Annotated in this window: 15 protein-coding genes; 5 read left to right on the top strand and 10 right to left on the bottom strand. The window is 68.6% G+C overall.

The window, feature by feature from the left end; genetic code table 11:
* Window positions 1-288: 288 nt before the first annotated feature.
* The gene (locus H5393_RS12135) at window positions 289-2397 is read left to right on the top strand and encodes an alpha-galactosidase (protein WP_182766875.1); all 2109 of its coding nucleotides are present in this window, start codon (window positions 289-291) and stop codon (window positions 2395-2397) included.
* A 59-nt stretch (window positions 2398-2456) separates the two neighbouring features.
* Here H5393_RS12135 and H5393_RS12130 read toward each other — a convergent pair whose 3' ends face one another.
* Complete coding sequence (locus H5393_RS12130; protein WP_182766874.1) at window positions 2457-3383, bottom strand: C40 family peptidase; 927 nt, start codon at window positions 3381-3383, stop codon at window positions 2457-2459.
* Window positions 3384-3600: 217 nt separating this feature from the next.
* Between H5393_RS12130 and H5393_RS12125 the strand changes: the two genes are divergently transcribed.
* Complete coding sequence (locus H5393_RS12125) at window positions 3601-5091, top strand: FAD-dependent oxidoreductase (protein WP_182766873.1); 1491 nt, start codon at window positions 3601-3603, stop codon at window positions 5089-5091.
* Here the strand turns inward: H5393_RS12125 and H5393_RS12120 are convergent.
* The 5 genes from H5393_RS12120 to H5393_RS12100 all read right to left on the bottom strand — a co-directional run bounded on the left by H5393_RS12120 (window position 5088) and on the right by H5393_RS12100 (window position 9049).
* Entirely contained in the window at window positions 5088-6092 is a 1005-nt protein-coding gene (locus tag H5393_RS12120) for a DUF808 domain-containing protein (protein ID WP_182766872.1), read from the bottom strand. The genes H5393_RS12125 and H5393_RS12120 overlap by 4 nt on opposite strands.
* A gap of 45 nt (window positions 6093-6137) precedes the next feature.
* Window positions 6138-7079, bottom strand: a complete 942-nt coding sequence (locus H5393_RS12115) for a Sir2 family NAD-dependent protein deacetylase (RefSeq protein ID WP_182766871.1) — start codon at window positions 7077-7079, stop codon at window positions 6138-6140.
* Window positions 7080-7149: 70 nt separating this feature from the next.
* Entirely contained in the window at window positions 7150-7788 is a 639-nt protein-coding gene (locus H5393_RS12110; RefSeq protein WP_182766870.1) for a DUF3618 domain-containing protein, read from the bottom strand.
* Window positions 7785-8306: a phage holin family protein gene (locus tag H5393_RS12105; RefSeq protein ID WP_182763057.1), complete on the bottom strand. Its 522-nt coding sequence runs from the start codon at window positions 8304-8306 to the stop codon at window positions 7785-7787. The genes H5393_RS12110 and H5393_RS12105 overlap by 4 nt, the downstream gene beginning before the upstream one ends.
* Window positions 8303-9049 (bottom strand): DUF883 C-terminal domain-containing protein, encoded by a 747-nt coding sequence (locus tag H5393_RS12100; protein ID WP_182766869.1) that lies wholly within the window; start codon window positions 9047-9049, stop codon window positions 8303-8305. The genes H5393_RS12105 and H5393_RS12100 overlap by 4 nt, the downstream gene beginning before the upstream one ends.
* 189 nt (window positions 9050-9238) lie before the next feature.
* Between H5393_RS12100 and H5393_RS12095 the strand changes: the two genes are divergently transcribed.
* The 3 genes from H5393_RS12095 (at window position 9239) to H5393_RS12085 (ending at window position 11704) form a co-directional block, all read left to right on the top strand.
* Window positions 9239-10495, top strand: a complete 1257-nt coding sequence (locus H5393_RS12095) for a dicarboxylate/amino acid:cation symporter (RefSeq protein ID WP_182766868.1) — start codon at window positions 9239-9241, stop codon at window positions 10493-10495.
* Window positions 10496-10554: 59 nt separating this feature from the next.
* Window positions 10555-11157 carry a DsbA family protein gene (locus H5393_RS12090; RefSeq protein ID WP_182766867.1) on the top strand — a complete coding sequence of 201 codons (603 nt, stop codon included), beginning with the start codon at window positions 10555-10557 and terminating at the stop codon, window positions 11155-11157.
* A gap of 64 nt (window positions 11158-11221) precedes the next feature.
* Window positions 11222-11704, top strand: a complete 483-nt coding sequence (locus tag H5393_RS12085) for a flavodoxin domain-containing protein (RefSeq protein ID WP_076062142.1) — start codon at window positions 11222-11224, stop codon at window positions 11702-11704.
* On the opposite strand, the gene H5393_RS12080 is transcribed toward H5393_RS12085, so the two are convergent.
* The 4 genes from H5393_RS12080 to H5393_RS12065 form a co-directional block, all read right to left on the bottom strand.
* Window positions 11694-12446, bottom strand: a complete 753-nt coding sequence (locus tag H5393_RS12080; RefSeq protein ID WP_182763053.1) for an extensin family protein — start codon at window positions 12444-12446, stop codon at window positions 11694-11696. The two genes, H5393_RS12085 and H5393_RS12080, sit on opposite strands and share 11 nt — an antisense overlap.
* A 69-nt stretch (window positions 12447-12515) precedes the next feature.
* Entirely contained in the window at window positions 12516-14177 is a 1662-nt protein-coding gene (locus H5393_RS12075; protein WP_182766866.1) for an alpha-amylase family protein, read from the bottom strand.
* An 18-nt stretch (window positions 14178-14195) separates the two neighbouring features.
* Entirely contained in the window at window positions 14196-15152 is a 957-nt protein-coding gene (locus H5393_RS12070) for a TIGR03885 family FMN-dependent LLM class oxidoreductase (protein WP_182763051.1), read from the bottom strand.
* Window positions 15153-15197: 45 nt separating this feature from the next.
* A complete protein-coding gene (locus H5393_RS12065) occupies window positions 15198-16871 on the bottom strand; it encodes a DUF885 domain-containing protein (RefSeq protein WP_182766865.1) in 1674 nt (557 codons plus the stop codon).
* Between the last annotated feature and the right edge of the window lie 13 nt (window positions 16872-16884).

The following is a 16884-nucleotide window of genomic DNA, read 5'->3' as shown; positions in this document are numbered from 1 at the left end:
CCCGGCGTTCGCGAACCTCTACCGCAAGTCAGCCGGGAACGCAATCATGACACAAGAAACTCGTATTTTGGGTTGGGATGAAAGTATTTATCTCCTCTGAAATGGCTATGGCTAGCGGTGGAAGTGGAACATGCCCTGTCAGAGGCACAATGCCGTCGCTCCGTGGGGACAAAAATACCGCGTCCCGATTTTCTCGGCTGGGGCCGCGGGCGGGCCAGATGACGGCGACCTCCGCTCCGCGGGATCCATAGGATGGTCCGGTACCCCTTCGAGAGTGAGGCGCCACCCATGGCCACGACCATTCATCTGCGGGCCGACGGTGTCTCGCTGCTGCTGACCACCGACGGCGGGCTGCCTGAAGTCAAGCACTGGGGGGCCGACATCGGCGAGGTCACGGCAGCGGATGTGCAGGCCATGCTGGGCGCCGCCGGCTACACGGCCGAGCACAACTCCATCCTGGTGCCGCTGCGCGTCGGGTTGGTACCGGAGGCGCGTCATGGCTGGATGGGCACGCCCGGACTGGTCGGCTCCCGCGACGGCCGCGCGTGGACGCCCGTCTGGGAACTCGCGTCGATCACCCTGGCCGGCGCCGACGTGGAAGACGGCTTCACCGCAGCCGGTCCCGGCGCGGTGGAGTTCACCGCCACGTCACCGGACGCGGAGTTGACGCTGACACTGCGCGTAGAACTGCTGCCCGAGGGGCTCGTCCGGGCACAGGCCACCGTCGGCAACACCGGTGAGGACGCCTTCACCGTCGACCAGCTCAATCTCGCGCTGCCCATCCCCAACCGCGCCGCTGAGGTGCTCGACTTCGGCGGCCGTTGGGCGTCCGAACGCGTGCCCCAGCGCTTCGACCTCACCATCGGCACCCACCGTCGGGAGGGGCGCCGCGGCCGCACCGGGCACGACGCCGCGTACATCCTGCACGTCGGCGAGCGTGGCTTCGGCTACGAGGGCGGCGAGATCTGGGCCGTCCACACCGCCTGGAGCGGCAACCACGTCCACTACGTCGAACGCGTCATGCCGGGCGTCCAGGTGGTGGGCGGCGGCGAACTGCTGCTCCCCGGCGAGGGACGCCTCACTGCGGGGGAGAGCTACACGTCTCCCTGGGTCTACTTCAACCACGCGGCCGGCCTCGACGCGCAGGCCTGGCGCTTCCACCGGTACCTCCGCTCGCTCCCGGTCCACCCGGACAGCCCCCGGCCCGTCACCCTCAACTCGTGGGAGGCCGTCTACTTCAACCACGACGCCGGGCACCTGCGGCAGCTCGTCGACCGGGCCGCAGAGGTCGGCGTGGAGCGCTTCGTCCTCGACGACGGCTGGTTCGGCGCCAGGCGCGACGACACCGCCGGCCTCGGCGACTGGGTCGTGAGCGCCGACGCCTACCCCGAGGGGCTCCATCGCCTCGTGGCCCACGTGCGGGAACGGGGCATGCAGTTCGGGCTCTGGTTCGAGCCGGAGATGGTCAACCCCAATTCGGACGTGGCGCGTGAGCACCCCGAGTGGATCCTCCAGCCCGCGGGTCGCCTGCCCGGTCAGTGGCGCAACCAGCAGGTGCTGAACCTCGCCGTCGACGACGCCTACCGCCACGTCCGTGACCAGGTCTCAGCCGTCCTCGCCGAGTACGCCGTCGACTACGTGAAGTGGGACCACAACCGCGACCTCGTCGACGCAGGCTCGACCGCGGACGCGGGGCGGCCGGGCGTCTCCGCGCAGACCCGCGCTTTCTACCGGCTGCTCGACGAGCTGCGGGAACTGCACCCGCACACGGAGTTCGAGTCGTGCAGTTCCGGCGGCGCCCGCATCGATCTCGAGGTGCTGCAGCGCGTGGAGCGGGTCTGGGTCTCGGACAACATCGATCCCCACTCGCGCCAGCGCATGCTCTGGTGGACCGGCCAACTCCTGCCCCTCGAGCTGATGGGCAGCCACATCGCGTCCGGCCAGTCACACACCACGGGCCGCAGCCACAGCATCGAGTTCCGCGCCGCCACCGCCCTCTTCGGCCACCTGGGTATCGAATGGGACCTCACACAGGCCACCGAGGAGGAGTTCGGCGCGCTGCAGCTCACCATCGGCTTCTACAAGCAGGTACGTGAACTGCTCCACACCGGCCGCCTGGTCCGCGTCGACATGGGTAGCCCCCACCTCCTGCTCAAGGGTGTGGTCACCCCGGCGCGGGCACTGTTCTCCTTCGCCGTGATCGACGAGCCGATGATGCCGGAGCTCGGGGAGATCCGGCTCCCGGGGCTGGAACCCGCGTCGCGCTACAAGGTCTCCCTCGTGGGCCTCGGCTACGAGCTGGGCGTCATGACCGGCCGCCAGTTGGCCACCGTCGGCATCCGGCTGGCCGGCCGCTTCCCCGACGTGGCACTGCTGATCGACGTCGAGAGGGTGTGAGAGAGCCCACCGCCCTGTGGGGGGACAGGGCGATGGGCTCGTTCAGGGGGAGGGTGCGCTCAGGCACCCACGACGCGGGTCGCGCCCGCGAACGGCATGGAGTTGAGGGAGGCTACCCGAACGCCGGTGCTCGGGTTGGCCGCGTCGACGATCTGTCCGTTACCGATGTAGATGCCCACGTGGCTGATCGGACTGTAGTAGAACACGAGGTCGCCCGGCTGGAGTTCGCTCTTGGCCACCCGCTTCCCCACGGAGATCTGCGCACTTGACGTGCGCGGAAGCGTCACGCCCACCTGCTTGTAGGCCCAGGAGGTCAGGCCGGAGCAGTCGAACGTCGACGGGCCGGCGTTCGCGTACCGGTAGGCGGACCCCACCTTGGTCAGCGCGGCCTTCGCCACCTGCTGGCCGACGGTGACGTCAGGGATGGGCTTCTCGACAGGCACCCAGCTGAGCGCCGGGGCGGGGGCGGGGATCCGGGTCACGGCCGGCACGCTCGCCGTGGAGAACTGCACGATGTTGTTGATGACCCAGGCCTTGGCCGAGGTGTAGGTGCCCGTGGCGGTCTCGATGGTGGTGGTCACCGCGTAGGAGCGGCAGGCGCCGCGGCCGGTGGCGGCGGTGTCGCACTCGGTCTTCCAGCGACGGCCGTCGGTACCCGTCCAGCTGCCCGCCTTGGCGAGGGGGTTGCTGCCCCAGGAGGCGCGGTCTGACGGGAGGTAGGTGAGCGTGTTGAACACCCAGCCGTCGTGCGTGACGAACCGGCCCTGGTGGTTGACGACGCTCGTGGCCCAGATGTCGGTGCTGCAGCGCACGACCTCCGGGGAATACATTTCACAGGTGGTGCGCCAGTAGCGGCCGTTGACCAGATGGTGGCCGGGCTGCGTGTAGACGCTGCCGCCGGCCGCCTGTGCGTCGCCGCCGTAGGCCACACTCAGCGTCACGGCCATGACAGCCGCGACCAGGAGGTGGATCGCTCGCTTCAACATATGGGGGGTGCCTTCCGAATGAGTGACCCGGAGATAGTAGGCACCCAAACCTGAGAAATCCAAATCTGGTTCTCAGGAACATCTGTTTCACGAGAGAAGTAGCTGCTCGTCAGGGCCTGTTCGACTGGCTCTCACTGAGAACTCTCAGGACGTCTTTCAGCAGCAGGGGTTTCGCGCATCACGGCTGCGTGGCCTCCTTCCCGGCGTACGATGTCACATGGAGTCCTACTGGTTTGCAACTCACCCTCCGAAGACTGATTTCACCGCGGCGTTCAGCGCTGGTGCCCACTACGACGTCGTCGTCGCGGGGGCCGGGCTCACCGGCCTCACCTCCGCACTCCTCCTCGCACGCACAGGGCTGACGGTCGCCGTCGTGGAAGCACGCAGCGTCGGGGCCGTCACCACCGGAAACACCACGGCGAAACTCTCCCTGCTGCAGGGCCTGTCCCTCAGCGGCATCCGCTCACATCAGAGCGAGAAGGTGCTACGCGCCTACGTCGAGGGCCAGCGCGAAGGCCAGGCGTGGCTGGTGCGCTTCCTGGAGACCGAGGGCGTCGACTTCCAACGCCGCACGGCCTACACCTACGCCACCACCTCCGACGGCGCGGGCAAACTGCGCAAGGAACTGGAGGCCTGTCAGGCCGCCGGTCTCGAGGAGGTCGTCTGGACCGACCAGACCGAGCTCCCGTTCCCCACCACCGGCGCGCTCACGATGCTGGACCAGGCGCAGATCCACCCCCTCACCGTCCTCGACGCCCTCGCCGGTCAACTCCTCGCCCACAACGGCGTCGTCTTCGAGAACACCCGGTTGCTCAACGCGGAGGGCGATTCGCCCGTGCGGGTCTCCACCAACCGCGGTGAGCTGACGGCCGGGCGGGTGGTGCTCGCTACCGGCACCCCGCAGCTCGACAGGGGCGGCTACTTCGCCAAGCTGGTGCCCTCGCGCTCCTACGCCACCGCGCACCGGGTCTCGAGCGGCCAGATCCCGCAGGGCATGTACCTCAGCGCCGACAGCCCCACCCACTCGCTGCGCACGCTTGATGACGGCCCGGAGCAGCTGCTGATGGTGGGCGGTCATGGTCACACCGTCGGCCGCGCAGATTCGGAAGCGGCCGCGCTGCAGAGCCTCATCTCCTGGGCAGATTCGGTGTTCCCCGGCCTGGAGATGACCCACGCGTGGTCGGCGCAGGATTACACGACCGTCGACCGGGTGCCCTACGTGGGGAAGCTGCCCGGCGGGCACGGCGACATCTTCGTGGCCACCGGCTACAACAAGTGGGGCATGACCAACGCGGTGGCGGCCGCGCTGAACCTCAGCGCGCAACTGCTGGGCGGTTCCATGCCGTGGGCAGAGACGCTCACCGATCGCGGCACCTCCGCCAGCGCCGTCGGTGAGGCGTTGAGCGCCAACGTGAAGGTGGCCGGGCACCTCGCCAAGGACTGGCTCCGCGGCGAACTCAGCTCGCTGCCCGACGACCCGCCCGGCGAGGGCAAGGGCGTCGTGGGCCGGCTGGACGGGAAGCCGGTGGCGGCCAGCACCGTCGGTGGTGTCACCTGCCGGGTCTCCGGGGTGTGCACGCACCTGGGGGGCGTCGTGCATTGGAACGACGCGGAGAAGTCCTGGGACTGCCCCCTGCACGGGTCGAGGTTCGCGGCAGACGGCACCGTGCTCGAGGGCCCCGCGCTGAAGGACCTGGGGAAGGCCTAGGCTCCGCCCGGCTCCGCGCGGGGCACGACGCGCGTCTTTTCGGCGGACGGCACGACGGGCACCTCGACAGCTTCGGGGTGCCCGTTCTCGTCGTGGCTCTTGCCGAACGGGAGGAGGTGCATGATCGCCACGAGGATGGCGCCAGCGACGATGCCGATGACGGCCGAGAAGAAGGTGTTGACCAACCAGCCGAGGAGGCCACCGCCGACGGCGGCCTCGAGGTCGTGCACGAAGGTGTAGACGGGGTGGAACCCGAGGTCGTGCATGCCGACGAGCAGGATGTGGCCGCCCACCCACAGCATCGCGGCGATCCCGACGGTGGACAGCACGCTGAGCACCACGGGCATGGCCTTGACCAGGCCCTCACCGAGGCGCTTCGAGTTGGGCTTCGCGGCGAGGTGGAGGCCCAGGTCGTCCATCTTGACGATGATGGCCACCACGCCGTACACCAGCACGGTGATGGCCAGCGCCACCGCCACCATGGAGGCGGCCCGCATCCAGAAACCGAGATCCGTCACCTCGTTGAGTGAGATCACCATGATCTCCGCCGACAGGATGAAGTCGGTGCGGATGGCTCCGCTGACCATGGTCTTCTCGTGGTCGGCGCCCTTGACCAGCGCCGGGGCCTTCTTCGCCTTGGAGTGGCCGGTCACGGACTCCCAGATCTTCTCCACGCCCTCGTAGGAGAGGTAGAGGCCGCCCAACATCAGGAGCGGGGTCAACGCCCAGTTCGCGAACTGGCTCAGCAACAGGATGGCGGGAAGGATGAAGACCAGCTTGTTGACGATGGAGCCCTTGGCGATCCGCCAGATGACCGGCAGTTCCCGATCCGGGGAGAAACCCTGGACGTACCGGGGGGTGACGGCCGTGTCGTCGACGACGACGCCCACCGCCTTGCTCGAAGCCCTCGCGGCGGCCGCGGCCACGTCGTCGACGGAGGCGGCCGCAGCACGCGCGATCGCGGCGATGTCGTCCAGAAGGGCTGCGAGTCCGCCGGCCATGGGTGCTCCTACTTTCGAGGTCAGTGACACCGCATTCTAGGCGGATCAGTGTGTCAGCAGCGAGATCCAGCGCTGCAGGGTGGGCTCGAGGCGGCCGTGGATCCGGAGGGTGGCGACGTCGTCGCCGCGGGTGCTGCCGTCGTTGGCGATGATGACCTCCTTGCCCTCGCGGGCGGCCCGGCGGGCGAACCGCAGGCCGCTCATCACGGTGAGGCTGGAGCCCAGGACGATCAACACGTCGGACTCGTCGAGCAGCGCGTTGGCGGCGGCCACGGTGTCGCGGTGGGCGTTCTCGCCGAAGAAGACGACGTCCGGCTTCAGCATGCCGCCGCAGGTGGGGCAACCGGGATAGACGAAGTCCTGGGTGCGGTCCACCTCGGCGTCGCCGTCCGGGGCGGCCGCCGCGTTGGAGGCGAGTTGCTCGAGCTGGGCGGCGAACGTGGGGTTGAGCTGGAGGAACCGCAGCTGCAGTTCGTGACGGTCGAGCTGCAGCCCGCACTCGAGGCACAGGACCTGCGCCAGGGTGCCGTGCAGGTCGAGCACGGGGTGCGAGCCGGCCTTCTGGTGCAGGCCGTCGACGTTCTGCGTCACCACTCCGGTGAGCGGGGTGAGCCGGCCCATCCGGGCGAGTTGGTGGTGCGCGTCGTTGGGCTCAGCGGAGGCGAACGAATGCCAGCCCACAGTGGAGCGCGCCCAGTAGCGACGCCTGCTGAGGTCTGAGCCCACGAACTCCTGGAACATCATGGGGGAGCGGGGGACGGCGTCGCGGCCGCGGTAGTCCGGCAACCCGGAAGCGGTGGACATGCCGGCCCCCGTCAGCACCATGGTGGGACGCCCGCGGAACAGGTCCACGGCGGCCCGCAGGTCGTCGTCGTGCGACTGGCGCCCGAAACTCCCCGTGCCCGGGCCCCACGCGCCCGTGTCAGGGAGCACGACGGGGCCGTCAACCGCGGTGCGGAACCAGCCGCCGACATCGCGAGGAGTCATGGTTCAACGATAGTGGCCGACCCGCAACGTGCGGGTCGGCCACCATGGCTCAGCGTGGCGTCGGTAGACGTCACAGAGGGTTGCGGTCGTCAGAACGCACGTCCTCCACAGAGCGCTGCGTCTGACCCTTCACCTCATCGACGGCGTGTTGGGCATCGTCCTTCACGTGGCCGGTGCCCTCCTGTGCCGCCTCCTTCACGGAGTCGGCGGCCAACTGCGCGGACGGCTTCAGGTTGTCCATGGCGTCCTGCGCCATGACCTTCGCCTCGTCCATGAGCGGCTGGGCCTTGTCCTTGGCCTGGCTGGCCAGCTCCTGCTCCTTGCGGGTGGAGGGGACCAGGCCGCCGATGAGCGCGCCCAGGCCGAAGGCGATCAAGCCTGCGGAGATGGGGTTGCCCTGCGTGGAGCGCCGCACCTTGTGCGGGGCCTCCTGCACCTTGTGCGTGGCGTCGTCGACGGCGTGGGCCATCGTGTCGCGGGCGTCACCCACGCGGTCCTTGGCGTCGCCCATCATGCCCTCGTCGTACGGGTCGTAGGGAGAGCCGAACACGCGCTCCTTGAGGCCGCGGGCGCTGCCCTTGACCTTGTCCATCTGGCGCTGCGCCACCCGTGCCGGGTTGGCGGAGTCCGCCAGTGCGTTCACGTTGTTGCTGAGGTCGGTGCGGGTCCGCTCGATGTCGCGACGGATCTCTTCGGGGTTGTCTGTCATCGGTTCTTCTCCTCATGGCCGGTTGCGGCGGCGGGAATCTTGCTGACGGTCTCAGTGGTCTTCGGCAGACCCTTCATCTTGGTGAACTCGGACTTGCCGGTCATGGCCAGGATGAGGGCGATCACGAGATAGATCACGCCCACGATCAGGCCGGACCAACCCAGTGCCGGCTCCGCGTAGCTGCCGATGAGGATGGCGATGCCCCACCACGCGGCCAGCGACAGGAACAACAGACCGAGGTAGCCGGTGACGGCGGCACCCGAGAAGAAGCCTGCGCCCTTCCCGGCGCGGGTCGCCGACTGCTTGAGTTCGACCTTGGCCAGTTCCACTTCCTGACGGATCAGGGTCGAGGCGTTGTCCAGCGCGTCGCTGGCGATCTCGCCCAACGACCGCGGGTCCGCGTCTCGGCGGTACTGGCCGGCCTCGTCAAAGGCTGTCGCGGGCGCGTGGTCACCAGGCTGCGGAGCGATGTCGTCCGCATGGTGCACGCGCTGCGCCTGTTCGGGGGTGTGACTCATAGGTTCCCCTGCCACGGGTTGGGCTGCGCCCCCGGCCCGGTGGACAGGGTTGGGGGCACTTCGCGGCCGTAATCGGACGTCAGGGGCGTCTCGGCCGGAGTGGTCAGGGCATAGCCCTGGGCGTCACTGCGCGGATAGTAGCCGCTGGTGTCGCTGGCGAGCCGGGGCACGTCGTCATCCGAAGCCGCGTCCTTGAGTCCGCGGGAAAGGCGTCCGACGACGAGGCCGGCGCCGGCCGCGATGGCCAGGAACGTCCACGGGTTGCGCGACGCGTAGCGGCGCACGCTGGTCATGACCTGGTCGGGGTCGTTGTCCCGGAGCCACGAGGACGCACGGCGACCCCAGTCGTGCGCGTCACCCGCGAAATGGGTGAGCGGGCCGTCGGTTTGGGTGTTCGCCGACATCACACCGAGTTCCTCAGTGAGCGCGTCGACCGTGTCCGCCAGCTTGGCTTGGAGCGTGTTCGCCTGGGACCGGAGTTCGCCGACACCCTCATCAAGGAGACGTCTGCCCTGGAACTTGGCCTCCTGGGCGACCTGCCCTGCTTCGAACTTGGCGGTGTCGAGGACGTCGCGCCCGGCCTCCGCGGCCGTGTCCTTGACGTCGCGGGCAGGGCCCTTCAACGAATCTGCGGCCTGTTCGGTACGTCCTGGCGTTGTGGCGTCGGCGTCGAACCCGCGGTACCCGGAGTCAACCGGGACCTGGGGCTCGGTGGGGCGAGGCTCGAAATCGTGGGAGGACATAGGTGGGACTCCTCTCGTAGTGGTGCGCGGCTGAAGAGCCGTACAACGACGCTAGTTCGCTGGGGCTTCCACTGACAGGCCCCTAAAGGTGTGAATTCAGGGGTGGGGTGGGAGTAAAATCGCGCCCGCCCTTTCTCACCAAGCCGGCCCGATGCGGATATCTCCCAGGGGGTCGTCTATTTTTCTCCTATGAGTGCTGAGACAACCAGGCCCAGGAAGTTCTCCTTCGGGCTGCTGCCCCAGATCGTCGCCGCCATCGTGCTGGGCGTGCTGCTGGGCACCGTGTTGCCTGACTGGGTGACGCGCATCTTCGTGACGTTCAACGGACTGTTCGGACAGTTCCTCGGATTCGCCATCCCGCTGGTCATTCTCGGCCTCATCGCCCCCGCCATCGCCGACCTCGGCCGCGGCGCCGGTAAGTGGCTGGCTATCACGGCCGGCCTGGCGTACCTCTCCACCCTGCTGGCTGGTTTCATGGGCTACGGCGCCTCCATGCTGGTGCTGCCCAGGGTGCTGCCGGCCGACGGCGCGCAGTCCCTCACCAACCCGGAGGAGTCACTGCTGGCACCCTTCTTCGAGCTGCCCATCCCGCCGCTCTTCGGCGTGACCACGGCCGTCGTGCTCGCCTTCGTGGTGGGCATCGCGCTCACCGTCGTGGAGGGCGGCGCACTGCTGCGCGGTTTCCGCGAACTGCGTGACCTGGTCAACTGGGTGATCGCCAAGATCATCATCCCGCTGCTGCCAATCTACATCTTCGGCATCTTCCTCAACATGACCCAGGGCGGCCAGGTGGCCACCGTCATCGTCACGTTCCTCGGCGTCGTGGTGTTCGTGTTCATCCTCACCTGGATCATGCTCGTGCTGCAGTTCCTGGTGGCCGGCGCCGTCGTCGGCCGCAACCCCTTCCGGATGCTGCTCAACATGCTGCCCGCCTACGCGACCGCCCTGGGCACCTCCTCGTCGGCCGCCACCATCCCGGTGACGCTGCGCTCCACGCTGAAGAACGGCGTGTCCCAGCCGGTGGCGGCCTTCGCCGTGCCGCTGTGCGCCACCATCCATCTGGCCGGCTCCATGATCAAGATCACCTGCTTCTCGATCGCCGTCATGATGCTGTCCGGCAGCGCCATCCAGCCCGGTCTGATGATCGCGTTCATCTTCATGCTCGGCGTCATGATGGTGGCAGCACCCGGCGTGCCGGGTGGCGCGATCATGACGGCTGTCGGCCTGCTGTCGTCGATGCTGGGCTTCACAGACGCGCAGGTGGGCCTCATGATCGCCACCTACATCGCCATCGACTCCTTCGGCACCGCCACCAACGTCACGGGCGACGGCGCCATCGCCGCGATCGTCGACAAGTGGGTCCGCTCGTCCAAGAGCCAGGAACAGCTCGCCGAGGAGTGGGCGTCCAAGGCGGACGCCGAGGCGGCTGACGCGCTGGCCAGCTGAGCCTGACGCCGACGGCGAACGTCGCTTCCGTCAATCCGCCGGTGTGGTGAGATGGAGCCATGACGACACACGTTGATTTCTGGTTCGACCCCGTTTGCCCCTGGGCCTGGATGACCTCCCGCTGGATGCTGGAGGTGGAGAAGGTCCGTGACGTGAAGACCACCTTCCACGTCATGAGCCTCTCCGTCCTCAACGACGGTCGCGACCTGCCATCCGGCTACCAGGAGCTCATGGGCAAGGCCTGGGTGTCGGCTCGCGCGGCGCTGCTCGTCGAACAGCGCCACGGTTCTGAGAAGCTGCTCGAGTTCTACACGGAGATCGGCACCCGGTTCCACCTCAACGATGAGGAGCGCTCCCCGGAAACCGTCAGTGCGGCGCTCGCCGCCGTCGGGGCTGACGCCGACATCGTCGACATCGCCCAGACCGGCGACATCGACGACGACCTGCGCCGTTCGCACCACGAGGGCATGGACCCGGTGGGCGACGAGGTGGGCACCCCGGTGCTACGCGTCAACGGCATGAGCCTGTTCGGACCGGTCATCTCGCCCGCGCCGAAGGGCGAGGAGGCGGGCGACCTGTTCGACGGTTTCGTGAAGGTCACCGCCTACCCCGGGTTCTTCGAACTGAAGCGCACCCGCACCGTCGGGCCCATCTTCGACTGAACCCGGGCCCGTTAGGGGCGACCCCGGAGTCGGCGGGCACAACCGCGTCACTATCTTATGGTTCATGACTTCGGTTCTCGTCGGGTACGCCACCCGCACCGCCTCCGCCCGCGACGTCGCACTCACCGTCGCAGATGTCCTTCGTGAGGGCGGCCACGACGTGCGCGTGGCCGACCTCAAGGACAAGCCCGCCGTCGACGGGGCCGGTCTCGTGATCTTCGGCAGTGGCATCAACGCCAACAACTGGTACTCCGAGGCAACGACGTGGGCCGCCTCCCATGCCGAGGCCCTGAAAGGCACCAGGGTGGCGGTGTTCAACACCTGCCTCAGCGCCCAGGACCCGGCCGCGCGTGACCAGTCCCTTGCGTACAACGCGCCGATGGTGGAACTGACGGGTGCGGAGGCCAGCGAGTCTTTCGCGGGGCGTTACGTCCCCGGGAAGGTGGGCTTCTTCCGCCGCCTGTTGATGAAGTCGATGAAGCACGGCGAGCAGGACCACTTCGACCCCGCCGCCGTGCGGGCCTGGGCGGTGACGCTCACCCCCTAGCCGCGGCGTCGAGGAACGCTGCCCAGCCCTCCGTCGTGCTGAGGCGTTGCGTGATGCCGAACTCCTGCTGCAGGGCGCGGGCGGCGTCGCGGGTGGTGGCGTCGAAGTCGCCGTGGGCCGGTACGTCGCGCCCGAAGACCCAGCGCAGCACGCCCTGCACGAGCGTCACGTGCGTGCGTGAGCCCTCGTTGAAGCCGAACGGTTCGTAGCCGCTGACGCCGTTGTCGACGTGGATGTGATTGTGGTGCTGCTCGTTGTAGCGGTAGGTGAGCGTGTAGTTGAAGTGCTTCGCCAACGACGCCGCCAACCGCCAGTACAGGGCGAGCCGCGTGGGGTCCTCCCCGTAGAGGTCGTAGCGGCAGGAGACCTCGGTGCCGTCCTCATGGGTGAGGACGCCGAAGTCGAACGCCCGGCCCGCGGCGTGCCAGGACCCGCACTTGTCGACGTGGGCGCCGTAGGTGGACACTGCCGCCAGCGCGCCCAGCCCGCTGACCGCCACCCAGTCGTCGGCCCAGCCCTGCAACTGCTCGACGAAGCGCGGGTCCGCGTTGAAGCTCTGTGGGGTGCCGGTGATCTCGTAGCGCAGGGGCGCTCCGCCGAGCGTGTCGAAGGCGGTCAGCGACTCAGGCGTGCGGCAGGCCACCGGCCCGTCCAGGGGCACGTCGAAGCCGGGGTCGAATCGCCCGCACGCGGCCAAGGGCAGCACCGCGGCGCCGAGGAGCAGCGCGCGGCGGGATGTCATGGCAGCCAGCGTAGATCCGGCGCCAAGCCCCCGCCATCCGCCGGAAGTGGCGGCCGACCCTGACGTGCCTCAGGTGGCCCGTCGCGCCACGCGGAACCACCGGTAACCGTAGCCGTCGAGCGCCACCTCCAACGCGCCGCCCTCGTGGTGGATCACGGCCTCGCCGTCCAGCAGGTCCTCCACCACGTCGTCGTCCCCGAACACGTCCGTGAGGGAGACGACGGTGCCGTCGGAGGAGAAGTTGTGGAGAGCCACGACGGAGGAGTCGTCCAACTGCAGGCGGTGCGCAAGCACGGAGGGGGTATTGTGCTCCAGCACGCTGAAGTCGCCCCAGCCCATCTCGGGCCGCCGTCGACACACGCCGATCAGGGTGCGGATGAAGGACCACAGCGAGCTGGGATCGTGCTCCTGGTCTGCGACGTTGACGTGGTCGGGGCCGAAGCCGTCCGCCACGGGCCGCTGGATGAGCTTGCCGGGGGGAGCGCTGGAGAAACCTCCGTTGCGGCCGCTGTCCCACTGCATGGGCGTGCGCACGGACATGCGCCCCTCGGCCGAGAGGTCCTCGCCCATGCCGATCTCCTCGCCGTAGTACAGCGTGGGGGAGCCGGGCAGCGAGAACATCAGCGAGTAGGCCATCCGGACGCGGCGGGGGTCTCCGGCGAACATGGGTGGGAGCCGGCGCTTGAGGCCGCGGTTGTAGACCTGCATCTCCTCCTCGGGGCCGAAGGCCTCGAAGACCTCCTGGCGCTCTTGGTCAGTCAGCTTGTCGAGGGTGAGTTCGTCGTGGTTGCGCAGGAACGTGGCCCACTGGCAGGTGGGGTGGATCTCGGGGCGGTCCAACAGCGCCTTGATGAGCGGCGCCGGGTCCTCGCGGGCGAAGGACAGGTAGCAGGCCTGCATGGCGATGAAGTCGAACATCATGTGGAGCTCGTCGCCGCGGTCCTCACCGAAGTACTTCAGCTGCTCCTCGTGCGGCACGTTGACCTCGCCGAGCAGCATGGCGTCGCCCTTGCGGCGGCCCAGGAAGTCGCGGATGCCGCGGATCACGTCGTGCGGGTCCGTGTACTGGGTGGGCGTCGTCGTGGTCTCGGAGTTCTGCAGCAGGAAGGGCACGGCGTCGACGCGGAAGCCGTCGATCCCCAGTTCCAGCCAGAAGCCAACGGTGCGCAGGAGCTCGTCCATCACCTTCGGGTTGGCCACGTTGAGGTCCGGCTGGTGGCTGTAGAAGTGGTGGAGGTACCAGGTGCCGGTGCGCTCGTCCTTCGTCCAGATGCCGTCCTCCTCGCCGGGAAACACGACTTCGGCCGACGTGTCGCCCGGGTCGTCGTCGCGCCAGATGTAGTAGTCGCGGAACTTGTTGGTGGTGCTCCGACGCGACGCGACGAACCAGGGGTGCTGGTCCGAGGTGTGGTTGATGATGAGGTCTGCGATGACCCGGATGCCGCGGCTGTGGGCGGTGCGGATGACCTCCAGCAGCTCGCCGTGATTGCCCAGGCGTGGGTCGACGCCGTAGAAGTCCTTGATGTCGTAGCCGTCGTCGCGGTCCGGGCTGGGGTAGAACGGCATCAGCCACAGGGTGTTGACCCCGAGTTGGGCGAGGTAGTCGATGCGCTGGGAGAGCCCGGCGAGGTCGCCCACGCCGTCACCGTCGCTGTCCAGATAGGTCTCGATGTCCAGGCAGTAGATGATGGCGCTCTTCCACCACAGGTCGCTCGTATCGGTAATCCTCATGGGTCCATCGAAGCCAGGTCAGGCGAACTCTGGCAAGACCCGTGAGCCGAACTCCTCGATGAAAGGCTGCTGGTGCTGGCCCACGAAGTGGAGGTAGATGTCGTCGAATCCGAGTGCTGCGTACTCCTGAATCCAGGCCACGTGCTGGGCCGGGTCGTCGGAGATGCGCACCGCACGGCGGACCTCGTCGACGGTGATGTGGGACGCCGCCACGTCGAAACCCTCCACGGTGGCGATGTCCCAGGTCAGGGGTGCGCCCACCGCGTTGCCCGCCCACTGCTCGTGGGCGATGTGCTCCGCCCTCTCCAAGCTTGGGGCCCAGCTGAGGTGCAGCTGGAGCGCGAGTCGGCCCCTCCCGCCGGCGCCCCGGTAGGCGTCGATGACCCGGCGGAGGGAGTCGTGGTCCTGGTTCACCGTGATGAGGCCGTCGGCCCACTGCGCGATGCGTGCGGCCGATTCAGCCGAGACGGCCGGGCCGATGAGCAGCGGCCGTTCCTCAGGCCGGTCCCAGATGCGCGCGCAGTTCACGGTGACCAGGCCGTCGTGGGAGACCTCCTCACCGTCGAGCAGGCGGCTGATGATGCTGACGCATGCGTCGAGGCGTTGTTCGCGAACCTCCTTGCGCGGCCAGACGTCGCCGGTGATGTTCTCGTTCATCGCCTCGCCGCTGGCGAGCGCCGTCCAGAAGCGGCCCGGGAACATGGAGGCCAGCGTGCCGATCTTCTGCGCCATGACGGCCGGGTGGTAGCGCTGGCCCGGGGCGGTGACGCAGCCGAACGTGAGCCCGGTGGTGGCGAGCGCCGCGCCCAGCCAACTCCAGGTGTACCCGGAGTGGCCCTGCGCCGTGGACCACGGCACGAAGTGGTCTGAGCACATGGCCATCTGGAACCCGGCCTGTTCTGCGAGTTGAACGTCGGTCAGGAGCTGGCCGGGGGCGATCTGCTCGTGGGAGGCGTGGAAGCCGAGTCGCGTCATGGCCTCTAGTCCAGCCCATCCGGGGCCAGGGCGCAACGGTTTCGGCTACTTCAGGAGTGCCTCGCGGAGGGTGTCGAGGCCCACGGAGCCGAGGTCCAGGGCCCTGCGGTGGAACGACTTCACGTCGAACGCGTCGCCTTCCCGGGCCGCTGCCTCGTCGCGCGCCTGCTCCCACAGCCGCTGGCCCACCTTGTAGGACGGCGCCTGTCCGGGCCAGCCGAGGTAGCGGTCCAGTTCGAAGCGCAGGAACTCTTCGGCCATGTTGGCGTTGGCCTTGAAGAACTCCCAGGCCTTGGGCTCGTTCCAGGTGCCGCCGCCCCATTCCTCCGGCGCTTCCTTGCCCAGGTGGACGCCGATGTCGAGGACGACGCGGGCAGCGCGCATGCGCTGGGCGTCGAGCATGCCCATCCGGTCTCCGGGGTCGTCGAGGTAGCCGAGGTCCGCCATCAGGCGCTCCGCGTAGAGGGCCCAGCCCTCGCCGTGACCCGAGACCCAGCACGCGAGCCGGCGCCAGTGGTTGAGGAGCGCGGAGCGGTAGATCGTCTGGCCCAGCTGGAGGTGATGGCCCGGGACGCCCTCGTGGTAGACGGTGGTCTTCTCGCGCCAGGTGCCGAAGCGCTCGACGCCCTCGGGCACCGACCACCACATGCGGCCGGGGCGGGAGAAGTCGTCGGAGGGGGCGGTGTAGTAGATGGCACCGGTGTTGCTGGGGGCGATCATGCACTCGAGCCGGCGCACCGGGGCGGGGATGTCGAAGTGGACGTCCGCCAGTTCGGCGACCGCCTGGTCCGAGGTCTCCTGCATCCAGCGCTGGAGGGCGTCCACGCCGTGGAGCTGGCGGTTGACGTCGTCGTCGAGGCGCGCCATGGCCTCCTCCGGTGAGGTGCCCTCGCCGTAGAGCTGGAGGGCGACGTCGTCCTGCTCGGCGACGATGCGGTGGAGCTCTTCGCGGCCCCACTCGTAGGTTTCGTCAAGGTCGACACGGGCACCCAGGAAGTAGCGCGAGAACCGCTCGTAGCGCTCCCGGCCCACGGCGTCGTCCTTCGGGGCGTGGGGGGCGAGCTCACGCAGCGCCCCGGCGAGCCGGCCGTACGCCTCGCGGGCGACGTCAGCGCTGCGGAGCAGCGAGGCGGAGGCAGCGTCCGGCACCTGCGCGCCCTCGGCGAAACGGGTCCAGAAAGAACCGACGCCGGCCAGCTCCTCTGCCTGCTTGACGCCCAGCTCGATCTGGCGGAGCGCAGGGAACGGGCCGTCGGCGTGGGCAGCCGCGTAACGGAGCGATTCGATGTAGCCGTCCACCGCCGTCGGCACGGTGGCCATGCGCTGGTCGATGACCTCCCACTGTTCGAGGGTGTCCGTGGGCATCAGGTCGAAGATGTCGCGGATGCCCTGCAGCGGCGAGGCGAGGTTGTTGAGCGTGGCGTAGCTCTCGCCGGCGTCGTGGAGTTCGAGTTCGAGGCCGAGCCGCTCGTTCATGGCGGCGGCGGTGACCTCGTCGATCTCATCCTGCGGGGCGGTCTGCCGCACCTTCGCCAGCGTGGCGCGCGTGGCGTCGGCGAGGGCGTCGAGGCCGGCCGGGGAGAAATCGTCGAGGAGATGGTCCTGGCCGGGGATGACCCAGTTCGTCGCGGCGATGGGGGAGAGCTTGGCCAAGGTCTCGACGTAGTCGTCGGCGATCTGGTCCAGGGGCGAGCTTGGTCGCGCGGGCGTTTCTGTCATGGATCCGACGCTA

Origin of the sequence: Tessaracoccus sp. MC1756 (assembly GCF_014164735.1) — a bacterium.
Lineage (GTDB): Bacteria > Actinomycetota > Actinomycetes > Propionibacteriales > Propionibacteriaceae > Arachnia.
This window is presented reverse-complemented; position numbering and strand designations above follow the sequence as displayed.

What these genes read in the sequence shown, in the direction of transcription:
- H5393_RS12135 (WP_182766875.1), top strand. Translation starts at nt 289, where the DNA reads ATGGCCACGACCATTCATCTGCGGGCCGACGGTGTCTCGCTGCTGCTG.
- H5393_RS12130 (WP_182766874.1), bottom strand. Translation starts at nt 3,383, where the DNA reads ATGTTGAAGCGAGCGATCCACCTCCTGGTCGCGGCTGTCATGGCCGTG.
- H5393_RS12125 (WP_182766873.1), top strand. Translation starts at nt 3,601, where the DNA reads ATGGAGTCCTACTGGTTTGCAACTCACCCTCCGAAGACTGATTTCACC.
- H5393_RS12120 (WP_182766872.1), bottom strand. Translation starts at nt 6,092, where the DNA reads ATGGCCGGCGGACTCGCAGCCCTTCTGGACGACATCGCCGCGATCGCG.
- H5393_RS12115 (WP_182766871.1), bottom strand. Translation starts at nt 7,079, where the DNA reads ATGACTCCTCGCGATGTCGGCGGCTGGTTCCGCACCGCGGTTGACGGC.
- H5393_RS12110 (WP_182766870.1), bottom strand. Translation starts at nt 7,788, where the DNA reads ATGACAGACAACCCCGAAGAGATCCGTCGCGACATCGAGCGGACCCGC.
- H5393_RS12105 (WP_182763057.1), bottom strand. Translation starts at nt 8,306, where the DNA reads ATGAGTCACACCCCCGAACAGGCGCAGCGCGTGCACCATGCGGACGAC.
- H5393_RS12100 (WP_182766869.1), bottom strand. Translation starts at nt 9,049, where the DNA reads ATGTCCTCCCACGATTTCGAGCCTCGCCCCACCGAGCCCCAGGTCCCG.
- H5393_RS12095 (WP_182766868.1), top strand. Translation starts at nt 9,239, where the DNA reads ATGAGTGCTGAGACAACCAGGCCCAGGAAGTTCTCCTTCGGGCTGCTG.
- H5393_RS12090 (WP_182766867.1), top strand. Translation starts at nt 10,555, where the DNA reads ATGACGACACACGTTGATTTCTGGTTCGACCCCGTTTGCCCCTGGGCC.
- H5393_RS12085 (WP_076062142.1), top strand. Translation starts at nt 11,222, where the DNA reads ATGACTTCGGTTCTCGTCGGGTACGCCACCCGCACCGCCTCCGCCCGC.
- H5393_RS12080 (WP_182763053.1), bottom strand. Translation starts at nt 12,446, where the DNA reads ATGACATCCCGCCGCGCGCTGCTCCTCGGCGCCGCGGTGCTGCCCTTG.
- H5393_RS12075 (WP_182766866.1), bottom strand. Translation starts at nt 14,177, where the DNA reads ATGAGGATTACCGATACGAGCGACCTGTGGTGGAAGAGCGCCATCATC.
- H5393_RS12070 (WP_182763051.1), bottom strand. Translation starts at nt 15,152, where the DNA reads ATGACGCGACTCGGCTTCCACGCCTCCCACGAGCAGATCGCCCCCGGC.
- H5393_RS12065 (WP_182766865.1), bottom strand. Translation starts at nt 16,871, where the DNA reads ATGACAGAAACGCCCGCGCGACCAAGCTCGCCCCTGGACCAGATCGCC.